Annotated in this window: 15 protein-coding genes and 1 pseudogene; 10 read left to right on the top strand and 6 right to left on the bottom strand. The window is 66.6% G+C overall.

Annotated elements, in window-relative coordinates; genetic code table 11:
• From AB7O82_RS08240 to AB7O82_RS08250, 3 genes and pseudogenes are all read left to right on the top strand, one after another.
• Nucleotides 1–776, top strand: a pseudogene (locus AB7O82_RS08240) (CCA tRNA nucleotidyltransferase); the annotation flags it as partial.
• Entirely contained in the window at nucleotides 773–1,177 is a 405-nt protein-coding gene (locus AB7O82_RS08245) for a hypothetical protein (RefSeq protein ID WP_428539703.1), read from the top strand. The pseudogene AB7O82_RS08240 and the gene AB7O82_RS08245, both read left to right, overlap by 4 nt.
• Complete coding sequence (locus tag AB7O82_RS08250) at nucleotides 1,174–3,012, top strand: autotransporter outer membrane beta-barrel domain-containing protein (RefSeq protein WP_428539706.1); 1,839 nt, start codon at nucleotides 1,174–1,176, stop codon at nucleotides 3,010–3,012. Before AB7O82_RS08245 ends, AB7O82_RS08250 begins: the two co-directional genes overlap by 4 nt.
• A 301-nt stretch (nucleotides 3,013–3,313) precedes the next feature.
• Here AB7O82_RS08250 and hemF read toward each other — a convergent pair whose 3' ends face one another.
• Nucleotides 3,314–4,219, bottom strand: coding sequence for an oxygen-dependent coproporphyrinogen oxidase (hemF, locus tag AB7O82_RS08255; protein WP_428539709.1), 906 nt, complete (start codon nucleotides 4,217–4,219; stop codon nucleotides 3,314–3,316).
• On the bottom strand, nucleotides 4,179–4,664 hold the full coding sequence (locus AB7O82_RS08260) for a tRNA (cytidine(34)-2'-O)-methyltransferase (protein WP_428539712.1): 486 nt from the start codon (nucleotides 4,662–4,664) through the stop codon (nucleotides 4,179–4,181). Before AB7O82_RS08260 ends, hemF begins: the two co-directional genes overlap by 41 nt.
• 161 nt (nucleotides 4,665–4,825) lie before the next feature.
• On the opposite strand from AB7O82_RS08260, the gene petA reads away from it, so the two are divergent.
• The 4 genes from petA to AB7O82_RS08280 all read left to right on the top strand — a co-directional run bounded on the left by petA (nucleotide 4,826) and on the right by AB7O82_RS08280 (nucleotide 8,465).
• On the top strand, nucleotides 4,826–5,392 hold the full coding sequence (petA, locus tag AB7O82_RS08265; protein ID WP_428539715.1) for a ubiquinol-cytochrome c reductase iron-sulfur subunit: 567 nt from the start codon (nucleotides 4,826–4,828) through the stop codon (nucleotides 5,390–5,392).
• A 33-nt stretch (nucleotides 5,393–5,425) separates the two neighbouring features.
• Nucleotides 5,426–6,661 carry a cytochrome b gene (locus AB7O82_RS08270; RefSeq protein ID WP_428539718.1) on the top strand — a complete coding sequence of 412 codons (1,236 nt, stop codon included), beginning with the start codon at nucleotides 5,426–5,428 and terminating at the stop codon, nucleotides 6,659–6,661.
• A 5-nt stretch (nucleotides 6,662–6,666) separates the two neighbouring features.
• Nucleotides 6,667–7,464, top strand: a complete 798-nt coding sequence (locus tag AB7O82_RS08275) for a cytochrome c1 (protein WP_428539721.1) — start codon at nucleotides 6,667–6,669, stop codon at nucleotides 7,462–7,464.
• Nucleotides 7,465–8,198: 734 nt separating this feature from the next.
• Nucleotides 8,199–8,465, top strand: a complete 267-nt coding sequence (locus tag AB7O82_RS08280) for a hypothetical protein (RefSeq protein ID WP_428539724.1) — start codon at nucleotides 8,199–8,201, stop codon at nucleotides 8,463–8,465.
• 42 nt (nucleotides 8,466–8,507) lie between these two features.
• Here the strand turns inward: AB7O82_RS08280 and AB7O82_RS08285 are convergent, their stop codons facing one another.
• From AB7O82_RS08285 to AB7O82_RS08295, 3 genes are all read right to left on the bottom strand, one after another.
• Nucleotides 8,508–9,401 (bottom strand): HpcH/HpaI aldolase/citrate lyase family protein, encoded by an 894-nt coding sequence (locus tag AB7O82_RS08285; protein WP_428539727.1) that lies wholly within the window; start codon nucleotides 9,399–9,401, stop codon nucleotides 8,508–8,510.
• A complete protein-coding gene (locus tag AB7O82_RS08290; RefSeq protein WP_428539730.1) occupies nucleotides 9,398–10,651 on the bottom strand; it encodes a CaiB/BaiF CoA transferase family protein in 1,254 nt (417 codons plus the stop codon). The genes AB7O82_RS08285 and AB7O82_RS08290 overlap by 4 nt, the downstream gene beginning before the upstream one ends.
• A gap of 123 nt (nucleotides 10,652–10,774) precedes the next feature.
• Nucleotides 10,775–11,443, bottom strand: coding sequence for a dienelactone hydrolase family protein (locus AB7O82_RS08295; RefSeq protein ID WP_428539733.1), 669 nt, complete (start codon nucleotides 11,441–11,443; stop codon nucleotides 10,775–10,777).
• Between the two features lie 87 nt (nucleotides 11,444–11,530).
• Here AB7O82_RS08295 and AB7O82_RS08300 point away from each other — a divergent pair, with 87 nt between their 5' ends.
• Together AB7O82_RS08300 and AB7O82_RS08305 are read left to right on the top strand one after the other, a co-directional pair.
• Nucleotides 11,531–12,154, top strand: coding sequence for an FMN-binding negative transcriptional regulator (locus AB7O82_RS08300; protein ID WP_428539736.1), 624 nt, complete (start codon nucleotides 11,531–11,533; stop codon nucleotides 12,152–12,154).
• A complete protein-coding gene (locus AB7O82_RS08305; RefSeq protein ID WP_428539739.1) occupies nucleotides 12,154–12,759 on the top strand; it encodes a YdeI/OmpD-associated family protein in 606 nt (201 codons plus the stop codon). The genes AB7O82_RS08300 and AB7O82_RS08305 overlap by 1 nt, the downstream gene beginning before the upstream one ends.
• Here AB7O82_RS08305 and AB7O82_RS08310 read toward each other — a convergent pair.
• Nucleotides 12,722–14,089, bottom strand: coding sequence for an esterase-like activity of phytase family protein (locus AB7O82_RS08310; RefSeq protein ID WP_428539742.1), 1,368 nt, complete (start codon nucleotides 14,087–14,089; stop codon nucleotides 12,722–12,724). The two genes, AB7O82_RS08305 and AB7O82_RS08310, sit on opposite strands and share 38 nt — an antisense overlap.
• Nucleotides 14,090–14,270: 181 nt before the next feature.
• On the opposite strand from AB7O82_RS08310, the gene AB7O82_RS08315 reads away from it, so the two are divergent.
• Entirely contained in the window at nucleotides 14,271–16,196 is a 1,926-nt protein-coding gene (locus AB7O82_RS08315; protein WP_428539745.1) for a PhoX family protein, read from the top strand.
• Nucleotides 16,197–16,224 lie beyond the last annotated feature (28 nt).

Here is a 16,224-nt window from a genome sequence, read left to right on the forward strand (position 1 = left end):
GGCGTGCCGACCTCGCCGCCGGCCGCGTGCGCTTCATCGGTGATGCCGACCGCCGCATCGAGGAGGATCGTCTGCGCGTCCTGCGCTTCTTCCGCTTCTACGCCTGGTTCGGCCGCCCTCCGCTCGACGGCGAGGGCTTCGCCGCCTGTCGGCGCAGTGCCGCCACGCTGGGCGCCCTGTCGGCCGAGCGCGTTGCCAAGGAGCTTCTGCGCCTGCTCGCCGCGCCGGCGGCGGCCGATGCGCTCGATGCGATGGCCGAAGCCGGCACGCTCGACCACTGGCTGCCGGAGTTTCTCGGCACCAGGACTTTGCGTGCGCTGATGGGCCGCGAAGATGAGCCCGACCCATTGCGTCGGCTCGCCGCGATTGTGTCCTCGGCCTCGGCCGCCGTCGTCGCCAAGCGCCTGCGCCTGTCGACCCAGGAGACACTGCGTCTGGAGCTCATGTTGTCGACGGAGAGCGCCGTGCGGCTCGACGGCGATGCGCGGAACCTGCGCGCGCAGATCTACCGTCTTGGAACCCGCCTGTTCATCGACCGCGTGCTGCTCGCCGTCGAGGTGCCTGGAGACTGGCGCGCCGCGGTGGCGCTCGCCCGATCATGGACGCCGCCCGACCTGCCGGTGACCGGCGCCGACGTGGTGAAGCTCGGCCTGCAGCCGGGGCGCAAGATCGGCAACCTGCTCGACGCGGTCGAGCAATGGTGGGTCGCCGGCGACTTCACCGCCGATCGTGCGGCCTGTCTTGCCGAACTCGAGCGACGTGCGGCCGACGCATGATCCGGCCCGGCCTCACCTTCGCGCTGTGGCTCGCGCTCGCCCTGTTCGTGCTGCTCAACGATCTCGTCGGCGACAGCTGGCTTGGTCCGACGCTGCCGGTGCGCGCTCTCGAATGGTACAAGACCTTGGTGCCGCTGCCCTACGTGGCGATGCTGGCGATTATTCACGCCCGCCGCTGTGCGGGGCCACGCTGGCTCCAGGCGGCGTTGCTCGCTGCCCTGCTGTGGCCGACCTCCACCGTGTTGCTGGGCTTCGTCCAGGCTCGCATGATCTATGGCGAGGATCCGACCGTCTTCCTCGACCGGCTGGGCTTCTGGTGGGGCGCGCCCTATCCGCTGTTCGTCGTCGTCGTGCTGGCGGCCCCGATCGTCGCGGGCGCCGCCGTGGCGCGACTTCGATGAAGAAGCTTTTCGCCATATTGTGCGGCGTGGCACTGCTCGGCGATGCTGCCGTCGCCCAGCAGGTCGTCGGCGGCATGATCGTGCCGGACGGACAGGTCGTGACCGGTCCGGTGTTTCGCCGCAACGGCACGTCGGTGCCGTCGATCACGACAGGCGCCGACGCCAACAGCTATATCTTCAGCACGCCGCCGACGGCATCGTTCCTGCCCAACAGTCCAGCCGCGGTCGTTCTGACGTCGGTGCCGACGCTCTACGCCCGCGTCTATACGCAGGGGATCACCAGCCCGGTCGGCGGCTTCATCGCGCCCTCCAACACGATCCGCGGTCTCGATGTCCACCAGATCCGCGATGTGCTGGCGCTGCCGTTCCTGCCCGACTCGCTCACCCTGGTGCAGGTGCCGGCCGGCACCTGCATCCTGTTCGGCACGGCGGCGCCGATCACCGGCACCTTCCCGGCGAATCCCCCTGCCATTCCGACGCCCGGGCCGTGGGGCAACGGTGGCGTGCTGCAGGGCAACCTGATCGGCCTGACCGGCAGCCCGAATTGCCAGAATGCGGCTTTCGTGCCGGCGGCCAATTACATGAACCGGCAGTCGATCAACGGCACCGCGCTTGCCTATCGACCGAATGCCGGCACCGGCAACACCTACGCCGTGGCGGCCGCGCTCGATGTCGGCGTCTTTCCGGCGCAGTTCTCCGACATGGACACGGTCTACACCAGCCTCGACCTGCTCAATTATGGATCGTCCGACGCCCTGCGTGCGGCACTGAAGCAGCTCGACGGCGAATCCTATGCCGACTTCGGCTATCTTCGTATGATGGCAGGGCGGGCGTTCCTCGACGTCCTGCATCAGCAGATGCGCGCGGCGCGTTTGCGCCGGCCGTCGGCGCCGACGGCCGCTGAACCGGCACTCAGCCTCGCCGAGCCGTCGCCGACGCAGACGGAGATTGGTGACCTTCGGAAGTCGCTGGCAACGGCAGGGGGCGGCAGTCGGCGCACCGAGGCGGGCGGCCTGTGGTTTGCGCCTTATGGCGCGGTCGGCGCGGTATACGGCGACTCCGCCACACACAGCGCGAGCTATGGGCTGCACGGCTTTGCCGCCGGCGGCGACATCGAAATCTTCGACGCCTTCCGCATCGGCGGCGCGCTCGGCTATTCGAGCACCGGCCTGTCGACCAGCCTCGCCGCCTCGGGCAGCAACGAGGCCTTTTCGTTGGCCGCCTATGCGAGCTACGCGCCGCGGCCCTGGTACCTCGATGCCGCGGCGGGCTACGCCTACAATTGGGGCAGTCTGACGCGCACCATCGCCTTTCCCGGCATCTTCCGCACCGCCCAGGGCAATCTGACGGCCAGCCAGTTCATCGGCAGCGTCGAGTCCGGCATCGCCTTCACCGTCGCACCGCGCCTCGTGGTGACGCCGTTCGCACGACTCGAAGTGACCGCGGCAAGCCAGAATCCCTTCACCGAGACCGGCGCGGGCGCGATCAGCCTCGCCGCGGCGGCACAGAACACGACCGGCGTGCGCAGCATCATCGGCATGGAGCTTTCGGGTTCGCTGGCGCTCATGGGCGCGCAGCCTCTGTCGATGGCGCTGCGGCTCGGCTGGGCGCACGACTACGCTGACCTCTCGGGTGCGCTGAACGCGAACTTCGTCGGCAAGCCCGACACCAGTTTCGTCGTCTACGGGCCGACGCCGGACCGCAATGCGGCGACCATCGGCGCTGGGCTGACGCTGCCGTTACCGCTCGGCCAAGCCTTCCTCAACTACGATGGCAACCTGGCGCAGGGTTACACGTACCATGCGGCCACGCTGGGCCTGCGGATCGCGTTTTAGGGGCTCATCGCTGGGAGCGCGCCACTCATAGGCGCTAACTTAACTTACAAAGGGACCTCACCCTGAGGAGCGGCCTGGAGGCCGCGTCTCGAAGGGTCGGCAACAAATCCGATGTTGCAACACCGCTATTCCAGCGATCTGGTCTGTCGCGCATCCTTCGAGACGGTCGCTACGCGACCTCCTCAGGATGAGGACTTTGCTGGACCGGCTAGCGCCTATGAGCGCGCCACTCCCGTGGCGCTCATGGGATGTGAGACCAACGAGAAGAGCGCCACTGGAGTGGCGCGCTCCCAGCGAAGATTTACGGCCAGCGCACCTCAGGCGGCAGCGACATCAGGATCGCGTCGACGTTGCCGCCGGTCATCAGGCCGAACTTGGTGCCGCGGTCGTGCAGCAGGTTGAACTCGACGTAGCGGCCGCGGCGAACCAGCTGGTGCTCGCGTTCGGCGGGAGTCCATGGCTCGTTCATGTGCCGGCGCACGATCTCGGGGTAGACGGCCAGGAAGGTCTCGCCGACGTCGCGGGTGAAGGCGAAGTCGCGGTCGAAATCGCCGCTGTCGAGGTCGTCATAGAAGATGCCGCCGACGCCGCGCGCCTCGCCGCGATGGGAAAGATAGAAGTATTCGTCGCACCACTGCTTGAAGCGGGGGTAGTAGGCGGCATCGTGGCGGTTGCAGGCGGCCTCGAGGGCGCCATGGAAGGTCCGGGTGTCGGCGTCGTTCGGCACCATCGGCGTCAGGTCGGCGCCGCCGCCGAACCAGGCGCGGGTGGTGACGATGTGGCGCGTGTTCATGTGCACCGCCGGTACCCTGGGCGAGCGCATGTGGGCGACCAGGGAGATGCCCGAGGCGAAGAAGCGCGGATCCTCCGCCGCTCCCGGGATCTGGCTGCGGAACTCGGGGCTGAATTCGCCGAACACGGTCGAGACGTTGACGCCGACCTTCTCGAACACCCGCCCGCGCATCACCGACATGACGCCGCCGCCGCGATCCTCGCCCGCCGGCCCTGTTGCGCGCTGCCAGCTGGTGCGCTCGAACCGGCCGGGCGGCAGGTCGTGGTGTGTGCCGATCACCTCGTCCTCGATGCGCTCGAATTCGGCGCAGATTCGATCGCGCAGCGCCTCGAACCAGGACCGGGCGGCCTGCTTGCGCCGCTCGATCGTCGTTTCATCGGGCAGGGGAGTGGGCGTGCTGGTCGGCTTGCGCATGGAATCCACGAGTCTGGCGAAGGGCCTCGCTCACTACCATGCTGGCCGCCAGCGCGACATTGAGCGAACGCGCCCCCGGCTTGAGCGGGATGCGCAGCCGGACCTCGGCTGCATCGTGCACATCGGCCGGCACGCCGGCGCTTTCGCGGCCGAGCAGCAGGATGTCGTCGGGGCGGAAGACCAGGTTGGGAAAGATCGTGTCGCCCGCCGTGGTCAGCAGGACCAGCCGTCCGGCCGGCCGGTCGCGCCGGAACGCCTGCCACGAGGCGTGCCGGACCAGGCGCGCCAGGTCGTAGTAGTCCATGGCCGCCCGGCGGATGCGGCGGTCGTCGACCGGGAAGCCGCAGGGCTCGATGACGTCGAGGGCGAGGTCGAGGCAGCCCGACAGGCGGATGAAGGCGCCGACGTTCTGCGGAATATCGGGCTGGTAAAGGGCGACGCGCATGGCCGTGCATGTACATCGTCCGCGACGCGGAAGGGGACTCCGTGCGGCACGCTGTCACAGACCGCCGCGGCTCCGGCCTGCGACCAACAGAGCCTTGAAACTTAAAGGCCTTTTGCGGTCTAAAGACCACTATCTCCTCGGGGGGACGGAAGAGAGTAACAATGGCAACATCAAGCATCCCGGCCGGCGGGCACGGTGACCCGACCCGGCGCGACTTTCTCATGGTCGCAACGGGCGCTCTGGGCGGCGTCGGCATCGCAGCCACCGCATGGCCCTTCATCAACAACCTGAACCCCGCTGCCGACACCCTGGCTCTGGCCTCGGTCGAGGTGAATGTCGCCCCCATCGAGGTCGGGCAGGCGATCACGGTGAAATGGCGCGGCAAGCCGGTGTTTATCCGCCATCGCACACCGGAAGACATCAAGGCGGCCGAATCGGTGCCGATGTCGGCATTGCCCGATCCGCAGACCGACAATTCGCGCGTCACCGACTCCGCCAAGAAGGTGCGCCCGGAATGGCTGGTCATGGTCGGCGTCTGCACCCACCTCGGCTGCGTGCCGCTCGGCAACAGGCCCGGCCAGGACAAGGGACCTTTCAACGGCTGGTACTGCCCATGCCACGGCTCGGCCTACGACACGTCCGGGCGCATCCGCCAGGGACCGGCGCCGAAGAATCTCGTGGTTCCCGAGTATCTGTTCCTTTCGGACTCGCTCGTCCGCATCGGCTGATCGATCGCGCGATCAGCGCCAGGAGTTCCCAGCATGGCTTCGTCCCACGGCACGCCGCCGGTCTTCAACAACAAGGTGATCTCCTGGATCGATCACCGTCTGCCGATCTTCTCGTATATGGAGAAGGAGTATCACACCTTCCCGACGCCCCGGAATTTCAACTACTTCTGGAATTTCGGCGCGATCGCGACGGTGATGCTGGTGCTCATGATCGCGACCGGCGTGGTGCTGGCGACGAACTACACGCCGCACGTCCTGATGGCGTTCGATTCGGTCGAACGCATCGATCGCGACGTGCCGCAGGGCTGGCTGATGCGCGACCTGCACATGAACGGCGCGTCGTTCTTCTTCATCGCCGTCTACATCCACATTTTCCGCGGCATGTACTACGGCTCCTACAAGGCGCCGCGCGAACTCCTGTGGATCCTGGGCGTCGTCATCTTCCTGCTGATGATGGCGACGGCCTTCATGGGCTACGTGCTGCCATGGGGCCAGATGAGCTTCTGGGGTGCCACCGTCATCACCAACCTGTTCTCCGCCATCCCGGTGGTCGGCGATTCGATCGTCACCTGGCTGTGGGGCGGCTTCGCGGTCGATAATCCGACCCTCAACCGGTTCTTCGCGTTCCACTACCTGCTGCCCTTCGTCATCGTCGCGGTGGTGGCGCTGCACGTTGTGGCGCTGCACGTGCACGGCTCGAACAACCCGCTGGGCATTGACCCCAAGGGGCCGCAGGACACGGTGCCGTTCCATCCGTACTACACGATGAAGGACGGCTTCGGGGTCGTCGTCTTCATGATCGTCTATGCCGGCGTCGCCTTCTTCGCGCCCGATTTCTTCGGCGAGCCGGACAACTACATTCCGGCCAACCCGCTGGTGACGCCCGCGCACATCGTGCCGGAATGGTACTTTCTGCCGTTCTACGCCATCCTGCGCGCCGTCCCGGACAAGCTGGGCGGCGTGATCGCCATGTTCGGCTCGATCGCCGTGCTGTTCGTGCTGCCCTGGCTCGATACCTCCCGGGTCCGTTCCGCGACCTTCCGGCCGATCTACAAGTGGTTCATGTTCGTTCTGGTGATCGACGTGGTGGTGCTGGGGTTCTGCGGCGCCAACCCGCCGGCCGGCTTCTGGATCCCGTTGGCCCAGGTCGCCACGCTTTACTACTTCTTCCACTTCCTGGTCCTGTTGCCGATCCTGGGCAAGATCGAACGGCCGTTGCCATTGCCGCCCAGCATTGCGGACGCGGTGCTCAAGAACAAGGCGGGTTAAGGACGATGCGCACGTTGCCCATGAAGAAGCTCCTGGTCTCGGGCGCCATTGCGCTCGCGGCCCTCTCGGCCGGAGCCGCCGCCATCGCCGCCGGCACCGAGGAACACCCACCGAAACGCCAGTGGCATTTCCAGGGGCCGTTCGGCACCTACGACCGGGCCGCCGCCCAGCGCGGCTACCAAGTCTATGCCGAGGTCTGCGCCGCCTGCCATTCGCTGCAGCTGCTGGCCTATCGCAACCTGATGGAGCTCGGCCTGACCGAGAGCCAGGTCAAGGGCCTGATCAAGGACATCGTCGTGCCGGACATCAACGACGACGGCCAGCCGATCGAGCGCCCGGCGCGCCTGTCCGACCACTTCAAGAAGCCGTTTCCCAACGAGCTTGCCGCCGCCGCGGCGAACAACGGCAAGGCGCCGCCCGATCTCAGTGTTATAGTGAAGGCGCGCGTGAACGGCCCGGACTACATCCACGGCCTGCTGACCGGCTATGTGCCCTACGACAAGCTGACGCCGCAGCAGATCAAGGATTTTGCCGTCACCAAGGACGACAACTTCAACAGGTACTTCCCGGGCCACAAGATCGCCATGGCGCCGCCGCTCGCCGACGACAAGGTGACCTACGCCGACGGCACCAAGGCCACAACCGACCAGGAAGCCTCCGACGTCGTCGAGTTCCTCGCCTGGGCGTCGGAGCCGCATATGGAGTCGCGCAAGCGCACTGGCGTGCGCGTCGTCCTGTTCCTGCTGGCGATGGCCGGGTTCATGTACGCGGTCAAGCGCATGGTGTGGTCCGACAAGCACTGAGCGGCGCCCACAACCGGGCTGACAGGTCTTCGGCCCCTCAGGCGTCGATCGGGACTCCCCCAGGATGGCCCGCTCAGCGCATTCGCCCAATGGCAAAAGAAGCCATCATCCCGAGGGGAGCCGAGCCCCTCGGCTTCGCTCGGCACAGGCTCCGTGCCTGCCCTGAGCGCAGCCGAACGGAGGTGTAGCGGATGGACCCTTCTTGTTGCAGCGTCAGCAAGGGAGATCCCTCGACTGCCGCCTCCAATGGCGCTGTAAGCAGCACCCAATCGGGGGGCGCTGCTCGGGATGACGATTTTTTCCACATGCGAATGCCCGCGGATGGCCCCGCACCATCGTCATCGCCCGGCCGCCTGTAATCTTTCGATTCGCCTCGCCCACAGGGTCGCGCGGGACGGCGCCTCAGTCTGGCTGCCCGCCTTCGGTGGAAATTCGATTGACGTGGCAAGCACTTGCTGGGAAAGGCGGCGCTCCGGGGGCATGCCGCCGTGCATGCCGAAAACGTAAAGTTGTACGAAACGATACCGAAAAAGCGGTGCTGAACCTTGATAGAAGCGCCGGCGTTACCACGTCACGTGGAGCGTCCACGTAACCTGGAGGACGTCATGTGTGACTACTCACTGGAACTCTATCGTTCACGACCTGCAGTTCAAGAAGAGCAATACACACTTCATCGGTTCCCGAGCGGCACGATGGGCTTCACATCGGCACGCGACTGCGAGACGGCAGTCTGCATGCCGGCGGACGCCCGCCTGCAGCTCGCCGGCATCGCTGAAGCCGTGCAACGGGTCTACGCGGTTGGACCCGTCGAGGACGTCGTCATGACGCGCATGGAGGGCGGCACGCACGTCCACCGTGACGCGGTCCGGTTTGCCAATGGCCGCGAGGTTCTGCTGCAGAGCCTTAACGCCGGTCTTACGGCCGTCGTGACCGACTTCCCGTCGGATCTCGTCCCCGTGGAGACCGTTCGCCATCCGACGCGGGAACTCGTCGACGCCTGACGGCGGCGAGACCAGCGTCGTGCCCCGGGACTTCGTCCTGGGTTAGGACTTCATCCGGCGATCGATCGCGTCGTGTCGCCTGAGCAGGCGGCGCGCGCGGTCGATCACCGGAACATCGATCATCTTGCCATCGACGGTGAAGGAGCCGCGGCCGTCGGTTGCGGCTTTTTCGTCGGCCGCGATCAGCCTGCGCGCCTGGGCGATCTCGTCGGCACTAGGCGTGAAGGCATCGTTGAGCGCCTGCACCAGCCCGGGATGCACGCAGGTGCCACCCGAGAAGCCGAAGCGCCGCGCGCGTTCGGCGCTCTCCCGGTAGGCTGCCGGATCGCTGTAGTCGGCCACGGTCCCCAGGATGCCGATCATCGCCACGCCATGCGCCTGCGCGGCAAAGGCGACCAGCCGCTTGGGCAGCTCGAGGGTCTCGTCACCCGGGATCGAGCCGGTCTCGAGCGCGAAATCCTCGCCACCCAGCATCATGGCGACGAGCCGTGGCGCATGCGCCGCGATGTCGTCGAGATGAGCCAGTGCGCGGGGATGCTCGATCATGGCGGCAAAGCCGACGCCTCCCGGCAGCATGCCCCGCTCGTGCTCGAGCTCGCTAACAGCCTCGTCGAGCAGCCTGAGATGCTGCACGCCTTCGGTCTTGGTGATGAACAGCGCCGACAGGCCGGGGCGCACGGCTGCCTCCAGGTCGGGGATGGCAAGACGCATCGGCCGGTTGATGCGAACGGCCACGTCGGCGCCGCCGCGCACCACCTTGGCCATGGTTTCGGGCAGCATGGCCCGCGCCACCGGCTTCTCAGCCGGCGTCACGCTGTCCTCGAGATCGACCAGCACGCAATCGGCGCCGCGCTCGTGCGCCTTGTCGATGAACTTCGGGACGTTGCCCGGAACATAGAGGATGGAGCGCCAGACGGGTGGGGGAGGGCGGTTCACTTCTTGCTGGCTCCCTTGCTCTTCGTTCCCCGGGAGATCACGCCGGCGGCGCACTGCGCTTCGTACTCGGCATCGCCCAGCAGGGGGCGCAGCAGGGCCTCGTTGTGCTCGCCGATGCGGGGCGCCGCGTGTCGCAGGGCGCCCGGCGTGCCCGACAGGCGCGGCACGACAGGATGGGTGGGCAGTCCGTCCATCTCCGCGTCGGGCGTCTCGATCAGCGCCTCGCGCTCCAGCACGTAATCGTCCTGCACGATCTGGCTGATATCGTAGACCGGGCCGATCGTGACGCCGGCCTCGTCGAAAAAGCGCAGATTCTCGGCGAGGTCGCGCTCGGCGATGAAGCCGCCGATGATCCGGTCGAGCTCGAGCCCATTGCGCACCCGTTCGATGTTGGTGGCGAAGCGCGGGTCCTCGACCAGCTCGGGCCGGCCGATCTTGACCAGCACACGTTCGGCCATGCCCTGCGTCGAGGCCGACAGGCAGACCCAGTGGCCGTCTTTCGTCCGGTAGACGTTGCGCGGGGCGGCGTTGGTCGAGCGACTGCCGGTGCGCTCCTTCACCTCTCCCGTGAGCTTGTGATTGGCTGCCTGCGGACCGAGCACCGAAAACAGAGGGTCGAACAGCGGCAGGTCGAGCGTCTGGCCCTTGCCGCCGTTGATCTCGACCTCGCGCAGGGCGACCATCACCGCGCCGTAGCCGTAGAGGGCGGCTATGGCGTCGGCGAGGTACATCGGCGGCAGGACGGGCTCGCGATCGGCGAAACCGTTCATCGAGGCGAAGCCGCTATAGCCTTCGATCAGGGTTCCGAAGCCCGGCTTGTGGCGATAGCGGCCATCCTGGCCCCAGCCGGAGATGCGCACGATGACCAGGCGCGGATTGAGCGCGTGCAGCGCGTCGGGCGACAGGCCCATCTGCTCCAGCACGCCGGGCCGGAAGCTCTCGACCAGGATCTGTGCTGTCGCGGCCAGGCGGCGAACGATATCGCGTCCGGCCTCGGAGCGCAGGTCGAGCGCCACGCTCTTCTTGTTGCGGGAATTGACCTTCCAGGCCGTCTCGATGCCCTTGACCCGCCACGAGCGCAGGGTGTCGCCCTCGGGCGGCTCGATCTTGATCACCTCGGCGCCGAAATCGGCGAGCTGGAGGGTCAGCACATTGCCGGCGACCAGGCGCGACAGGTCGACCACGCGGACCCCGTTCAGGGGACCGCGGGCGGCGGGATCGAAGTTCTTTCTTGCAGGACGTTTGGTCATCGTCGCATCGAGCTCCCCCCAGCTCCGCTCCTGCAGAGTGGGCATATCGCTTTTCTCCCCCGTCATCGGGGGAGGCAAGCGATACGCGTCCACTCGTCTCCGTTGGGGAGGAGGTAATCCTGCTCAGCCGACGTGCTTGGCCATGAACTCGAGCGTGCGGGCGTAGGCCTGCTTTGTCGCCGCCGCGTCGTAGCTGCCGCGCTCGTCGCAATGGAAGCCGTGATCGGCCGGATAGTCGTAGATCAGGACATTGGGATGGAGCGAGCGAAGCTCGTTCACGTGTGCCATCGGGATGTGCATGTCCTTGTCGCCGAAATGCAGCATGGTTGGCACGGTGGGCTTCTCGTTGCGGGTGCCGTGGATGCCGCCGCCGTAGTAGCCGATCGCCGCATCGGGCTTGAGCCGGGTCGCCGCCAGCCAGGTGATGGTGCCACCCCAGCAGAAGCCGGTGACCGCGACCTTCCTGGTGCCGCGGCGCCTCAGCTCGCCGATCGCCGCGTCGGTATCCTGCACGGCCTTGTCGACCCCGAGCTTCATCACGTATTCGCGACCCTCGGCGATGGTGTCGGGGGTATAGCCGAGCTCGATGCCGGGACGGATATGGTCGAAGTAGCAGGGCGCGAGGGCGAGATAGCCGTCTGCCGCGAACTTGTCGGTCACCGCCCTGATGTGATGGTTGCAGCCGAAAATCTCCTGGATGACGACGAGGCCGCCCTTCGGCGATCCTTTGGGGGTCGCCAGGTAGGCGCCGATCTCGCCGGCGGCTGACTTAAGACGGATATTCTCTCCCATGAAAAATCCTCCCGATTGCGGGCGGCATAGGACATGGTAAAGGCGCGCCGATCAACCCTCAGGGCGACCATCGCCGGAAGACGAGCCATGTACATTCCCAAGCACTTCGAAGGCAGCGAGGACGCCGGTCGGCAGATCATGCAGGCCCACAGCTGGGCCCTGCTGATGAGCACCGGCGAAGATGGCGCACCCTCTGCCACCCACCTGTCGCTGCTGTGGCAGGACGATGGCTCGCCGCACGGCTCACTGATCGGCCACATGGCGCGTGCCAACGCGCACTGGAAGCTGTTCTCTCGTCCGGCCCATTCTCTCGCCCTGTTCTGGGGTCCGCACGCCTACGTCTCGCCGACCTGGTATACGCCGGGCGCCAAGGTGCCGACCTGGAACTACGTGACGGTGCACGCCTACGGCCGGCCGCAGGTCATCGAGGAAGTCGCCGGCGCCCTCGAGGTGCTGGGCAAGCTGGCCCGTGCCTACGAGGGCGCCGGCGCCGGGTCGTGGTCGCTCGACCGTCTGCCGCCCGGCAACGCCGAGGCGCAAACCCGAGGCATCGTCGCCTTCCGCATGCCGCTCGAGCGGCTCGAGACCAAGCTCAAGCTCAGCCAGAACCGCGACCTGGCCGACCGCCATCGCGTGATCGACCGCCTGGCGGCGAGCGACCGCCAGGAGTCGCAGGAAACCGCCGACTGGATGAAGAGGGTGCTGCCCTGATGGCGGCGCACGAATTCAAGAGCGCCGAGAGCTTCTACAAATGGCTTGCCAAGAACCACCACACGGCCAACGAGGTCTGGATCAAGATCCACAAGGTCGGCTCGGGCCTGAAATCGATCACGCCCAAGGAGGCGATCGACGTCGTGTTGTGCTGGGGCTGGATCGACGGCCTCCGCAGGGGCTTCGACGATAAGAGCTTCCTGCAACGCTACACTCCGCGCACGAAGAAGAGCGTGTGGAGCCAGATCAACATCGACAATGTCGCCCGGTTGATCGCGGAAGGCCGCATGACCGCGCACGGGCTCAGCGAGGCCGAGGCGGCCAAGGCTGACGGCCGTTGGGCCCGCGCTTACAGGGCCAAGGACAACGAGGTGCCTGCCGATCTCCAGGCCGCCATCGACGCAGAGCCGAGGGCCCGGCGCACCTTCGAGACGCTCAGCGCCCAGAACCGCTTTGCGCTGGCGTTCCGCACCCGGAACATGAAGACCGAGGCCGGTCGACGAAGGAAGATCGAGTCCTTCGTCGACATGTTGAAGCGCGGCGAAACGATCTACCCGCAGAAGGTTGCTACTTCGCCTCCAAGAGGTCGGTCACCTTCAAGATGATCAGCTCGTTGTCGTCGGACTTGCCCAGCGCGCGGCCTGAGGAGAACGGCAGGTTGTTGTCGTTGCCGACGATGATGCGCTCGCCGTCGATCATCTCGACGTTCTCGATGGTAAAGAACGGGAAGGTGAGCTTGCCGTCACGCCCGCCCTGGCGGGCGAGCTTCTGCGGATCATCGATGTCCATCAGGTCGACGTAGCCCATCTTCTTCACGAAGCCGTCGGCGTCGGCTTGCGCGAAGTCGACCTTGTAGATGCGCTTGAACCTGGCCGGCACGTTGAAGCAGTCGGGCTTGACGGCGCCGGCGGCGCAGGCCTGGACCGGATCGCCTTCGCTGTCGTCGCGCTCGATGATCAGGCCGCTGGTCGCATCGATCAGGTTGAAGTCGCCGATCGCGTTGGTCGGCACCTCCAGTGCATACTTCCAGCTCTTGCCGGTGTATTCGCCTTTGTCGACATCGAACTCGAGGATGCGCAGGAAGCGTTTGCCGCCCTTGGACTCCGGCTCGCCCGACTCGGTGAACAGCGGGCCTTCGAGCAGCGGGTAGAGGAACTTGCCGTCGGGTGAGACGGCCATGCCTTCGAAGCCCTTGCTGCGGCGGACCTGGAACTTCACCGGCCCGGGCGCCGCCGGCATCGCGACGGACGGATGATCGGGCGAGCGAACCACCCTGCCGTCGACCCTGGTCTCGAACACCTGCAGCACCTTGCCGGTGCGGTCGGCCTTGATCAGGAACGGGCCGAACTCGTCGCCGAACCAAAGCGCGTCGCCGATCGGCTGGATCGATTCGAGATCGAAGTCGGAGCCGGTGAGGTATCGCCGGGGCGAGTGCTCGTTGACGATGCGGAACGGTACCTTGCGGTCGGAATCGTGCAGGAAGGCAGTCGACACGCGCTCGACGGTGCCGGCTTTCCAGTCTGGCTTCACGACATGGAACATCAGCATGGCGTCCGGCGAGTTGGCCTTCGAGCCGAAGCCGTTGTCGGTGACGACGAGGAACGTCCCGTCGCCCAGCTTCTTGATTCCGGAAAACCCCTGCACCGGCTGGCCCTTGAACGGCAGGCTGAGGCCGGTCGACCGCGGCGCCGCCTTGTCGGACAGGGCGGAGATGCCCGGTACGCTCTCGGGCGCGTCGACGCGCTTGCCGGGAGGCCCGGCGAAGCGGCCCGAGGTCTGCAGCTCCGGCGGGGCGTCGGCCGGCGGCGCGACCAGGGTCATGGCCGGCAGGATGGCGTGTCCGTCGAGCACGGCTGGGTACCTGGTCTGCGCAATGACCGGTCCGCAGGCGAGGATCACCACTGCCGCTGCAACGGCGATCGATCGAGTGTGCATGCTCCGTCTCCGAATCTGACTGCACCCAGGTGCTATCCGATTCACGCTACGGTTCGACGACGGCGCTTGTGGATGGCGGCGGGCGTCCGCCGCGCATCTGTCATGGAATCGCAACCTCTCTGTCGTGCTGCTGTCCGAGGTCATCGGCTACGGCCAACCCAAGCAAGGGATGGAGAAGTGAATGCGGCATCATGACGGTACGGATCCCGAGGATATTGGCTCGAACCCCAGCACCGAGCCGACGGTCAGCGAGCTGATCGGCCGCCGCCTCGGGCGCCGGGACGCGCTACGTGGCCTGCTCGGGGCCGGCGCGGCGGCATCGGCCGGCTATGCCTCGGTTGGCGGCGCCCTGGCGCAACCCGCCGGGCCGTCCTCGCTCACCTTCGAGGAGGTTAAGCACGGCCTCGACAGGACGCACCACGTGCCGGCGAGCTACGAGGCGCAAGTCCTGATCCGTTGGGGCGATCCGGTGATGGCCGATGCACCGGCGTTCGATCCCGTCAAGCTGACGGCGGCCGCGCAGGAAAGGCAGTTCGGCTATAACTGTGACTTCATCGGCCTGCATCCGCTGCCCGCCGGCAACACGGCGAACGACCGCTTCCTCATGGTCGTCAACCACGAGTACACCGACCCCGGGCTGATGTTTGCCGGCCTGGGATCAGGCCGAAGCGTCAACCTCAACGTGACGAAGGAGCAGGCCGAGGTAGAACTGGCCGCCCACGGCGGCTCGGTCATCGAGATCGCCCGCGAGAACGGCAAGTGGTCGGTGGTGCCGAACAGCAAGTACGCTCGGCGCATCTCGGCCAACACCGCCTTCGACATCTCCGGGCCGGCGGCGGGCCACGACAAGATGAAGACCTCGGCCGATCCCGGCGGCCGCAGGGTGCTGGGCATGCTGAACAACTGCGCCGGCGGCGAGACGCCGTGGGGCACCTGGCTCACCGCCGAGGAGAATTTCAACGGCTACTTCGGCGGCGACGCGGACAAGATGCCCGATGCCAAGGCCTACAAGCGCTACGGCATCTCCAAGGCGACCTGGTACGGATGGTCCAGGCACTTCGACCGCTTCAACGTCGAGAAGGAGCCCAACGAGCCCAACCGCTTCGGCTGGATCGTCGAGATCGATCCCTATGATCCCGGCGCGACGCCGATCAAGCGCACCGCGCTCGGCCGCTTCAAGCACGAGGGCTGCCACCACTCCCTCGCCAAGGATGGTCGGGTCGTGATCTACATGGGCGACGACGAACGCTTCGACTACGTCTACAAGTTCGTTACCGCCAAGCCGTGGAACCGGCAGGATCGCAGCGCCAATCGCGACCTGCTCGACGACGGCACGCTCTACGTTGCCCGCTTCACCGACGACGGCAAGATCGCATGGCTGCCGCTGGTGCACGGTCAGGGCCCGTTGACGGCCGAGAACGGGTTCGCCAGCCAGGCCGATGTGATGATCAACACGCGGCTGGCCGCCGACCTGCTGAAGCCCACGCCGATGGACCGGCCGGAGGATGTCGAGGCCAATCCGGTCAACGGCCGGGTCTACGTCATGCTGACCAACAATACTCGACGCACCGAGCAGCAGGTCAACCGCGCCAACCCGATGGCCCGCAATGCCCATGGCCACGTCGTCGAGATCACGCCCAAGGACGGCGACCACGCGGCGCTCGACGGCACCTGGTCGATCTTCCTGGTTGGCGGCAAGCCGGGCATCGACCCGGCTGCACGTTATCATCGCGCAACGACGGAGAACGGCTGGCTCTCCTGCGTCGACAACTGCACGTTCGACAGCAAGGGTCGGATCTGGATCGCGACCGACGGTGCGCCCACCGCCGCCGGTATCGCCGACGGGCTCTACGGCGCCGACACGGCGGGCTATGGCCGCGGACTGACGCGCTGCTTCTTCCAGGCGCCGACCGGTGCGGAAGTGTGTGGTCCCATCCTGACGCCCGATGACAGCACCGTGTTCCTCGCGGTCCAGCATCCTGGCGAGGATGCCGGCTCGACCTTCGAGAAACCGTCGACCCGCTGGCCCGATTTCAAGGACGGCATGCCGCCGCGGCCGTCGGTCATCGCCATCACCAGGAAGGGCGGCGGCCCGATCGGTTCATAGGAAATTGCCAACAGAGACCGTGAATACG

The sequence above is a fragment of the Reyranella sp. genome (assembly GCF_050185545.1).
Lineage (GTDB): Bacteria > Pseudomonadota > Alphaproteobacteria > Reyranellales > Reyranellaceae > Reyranella.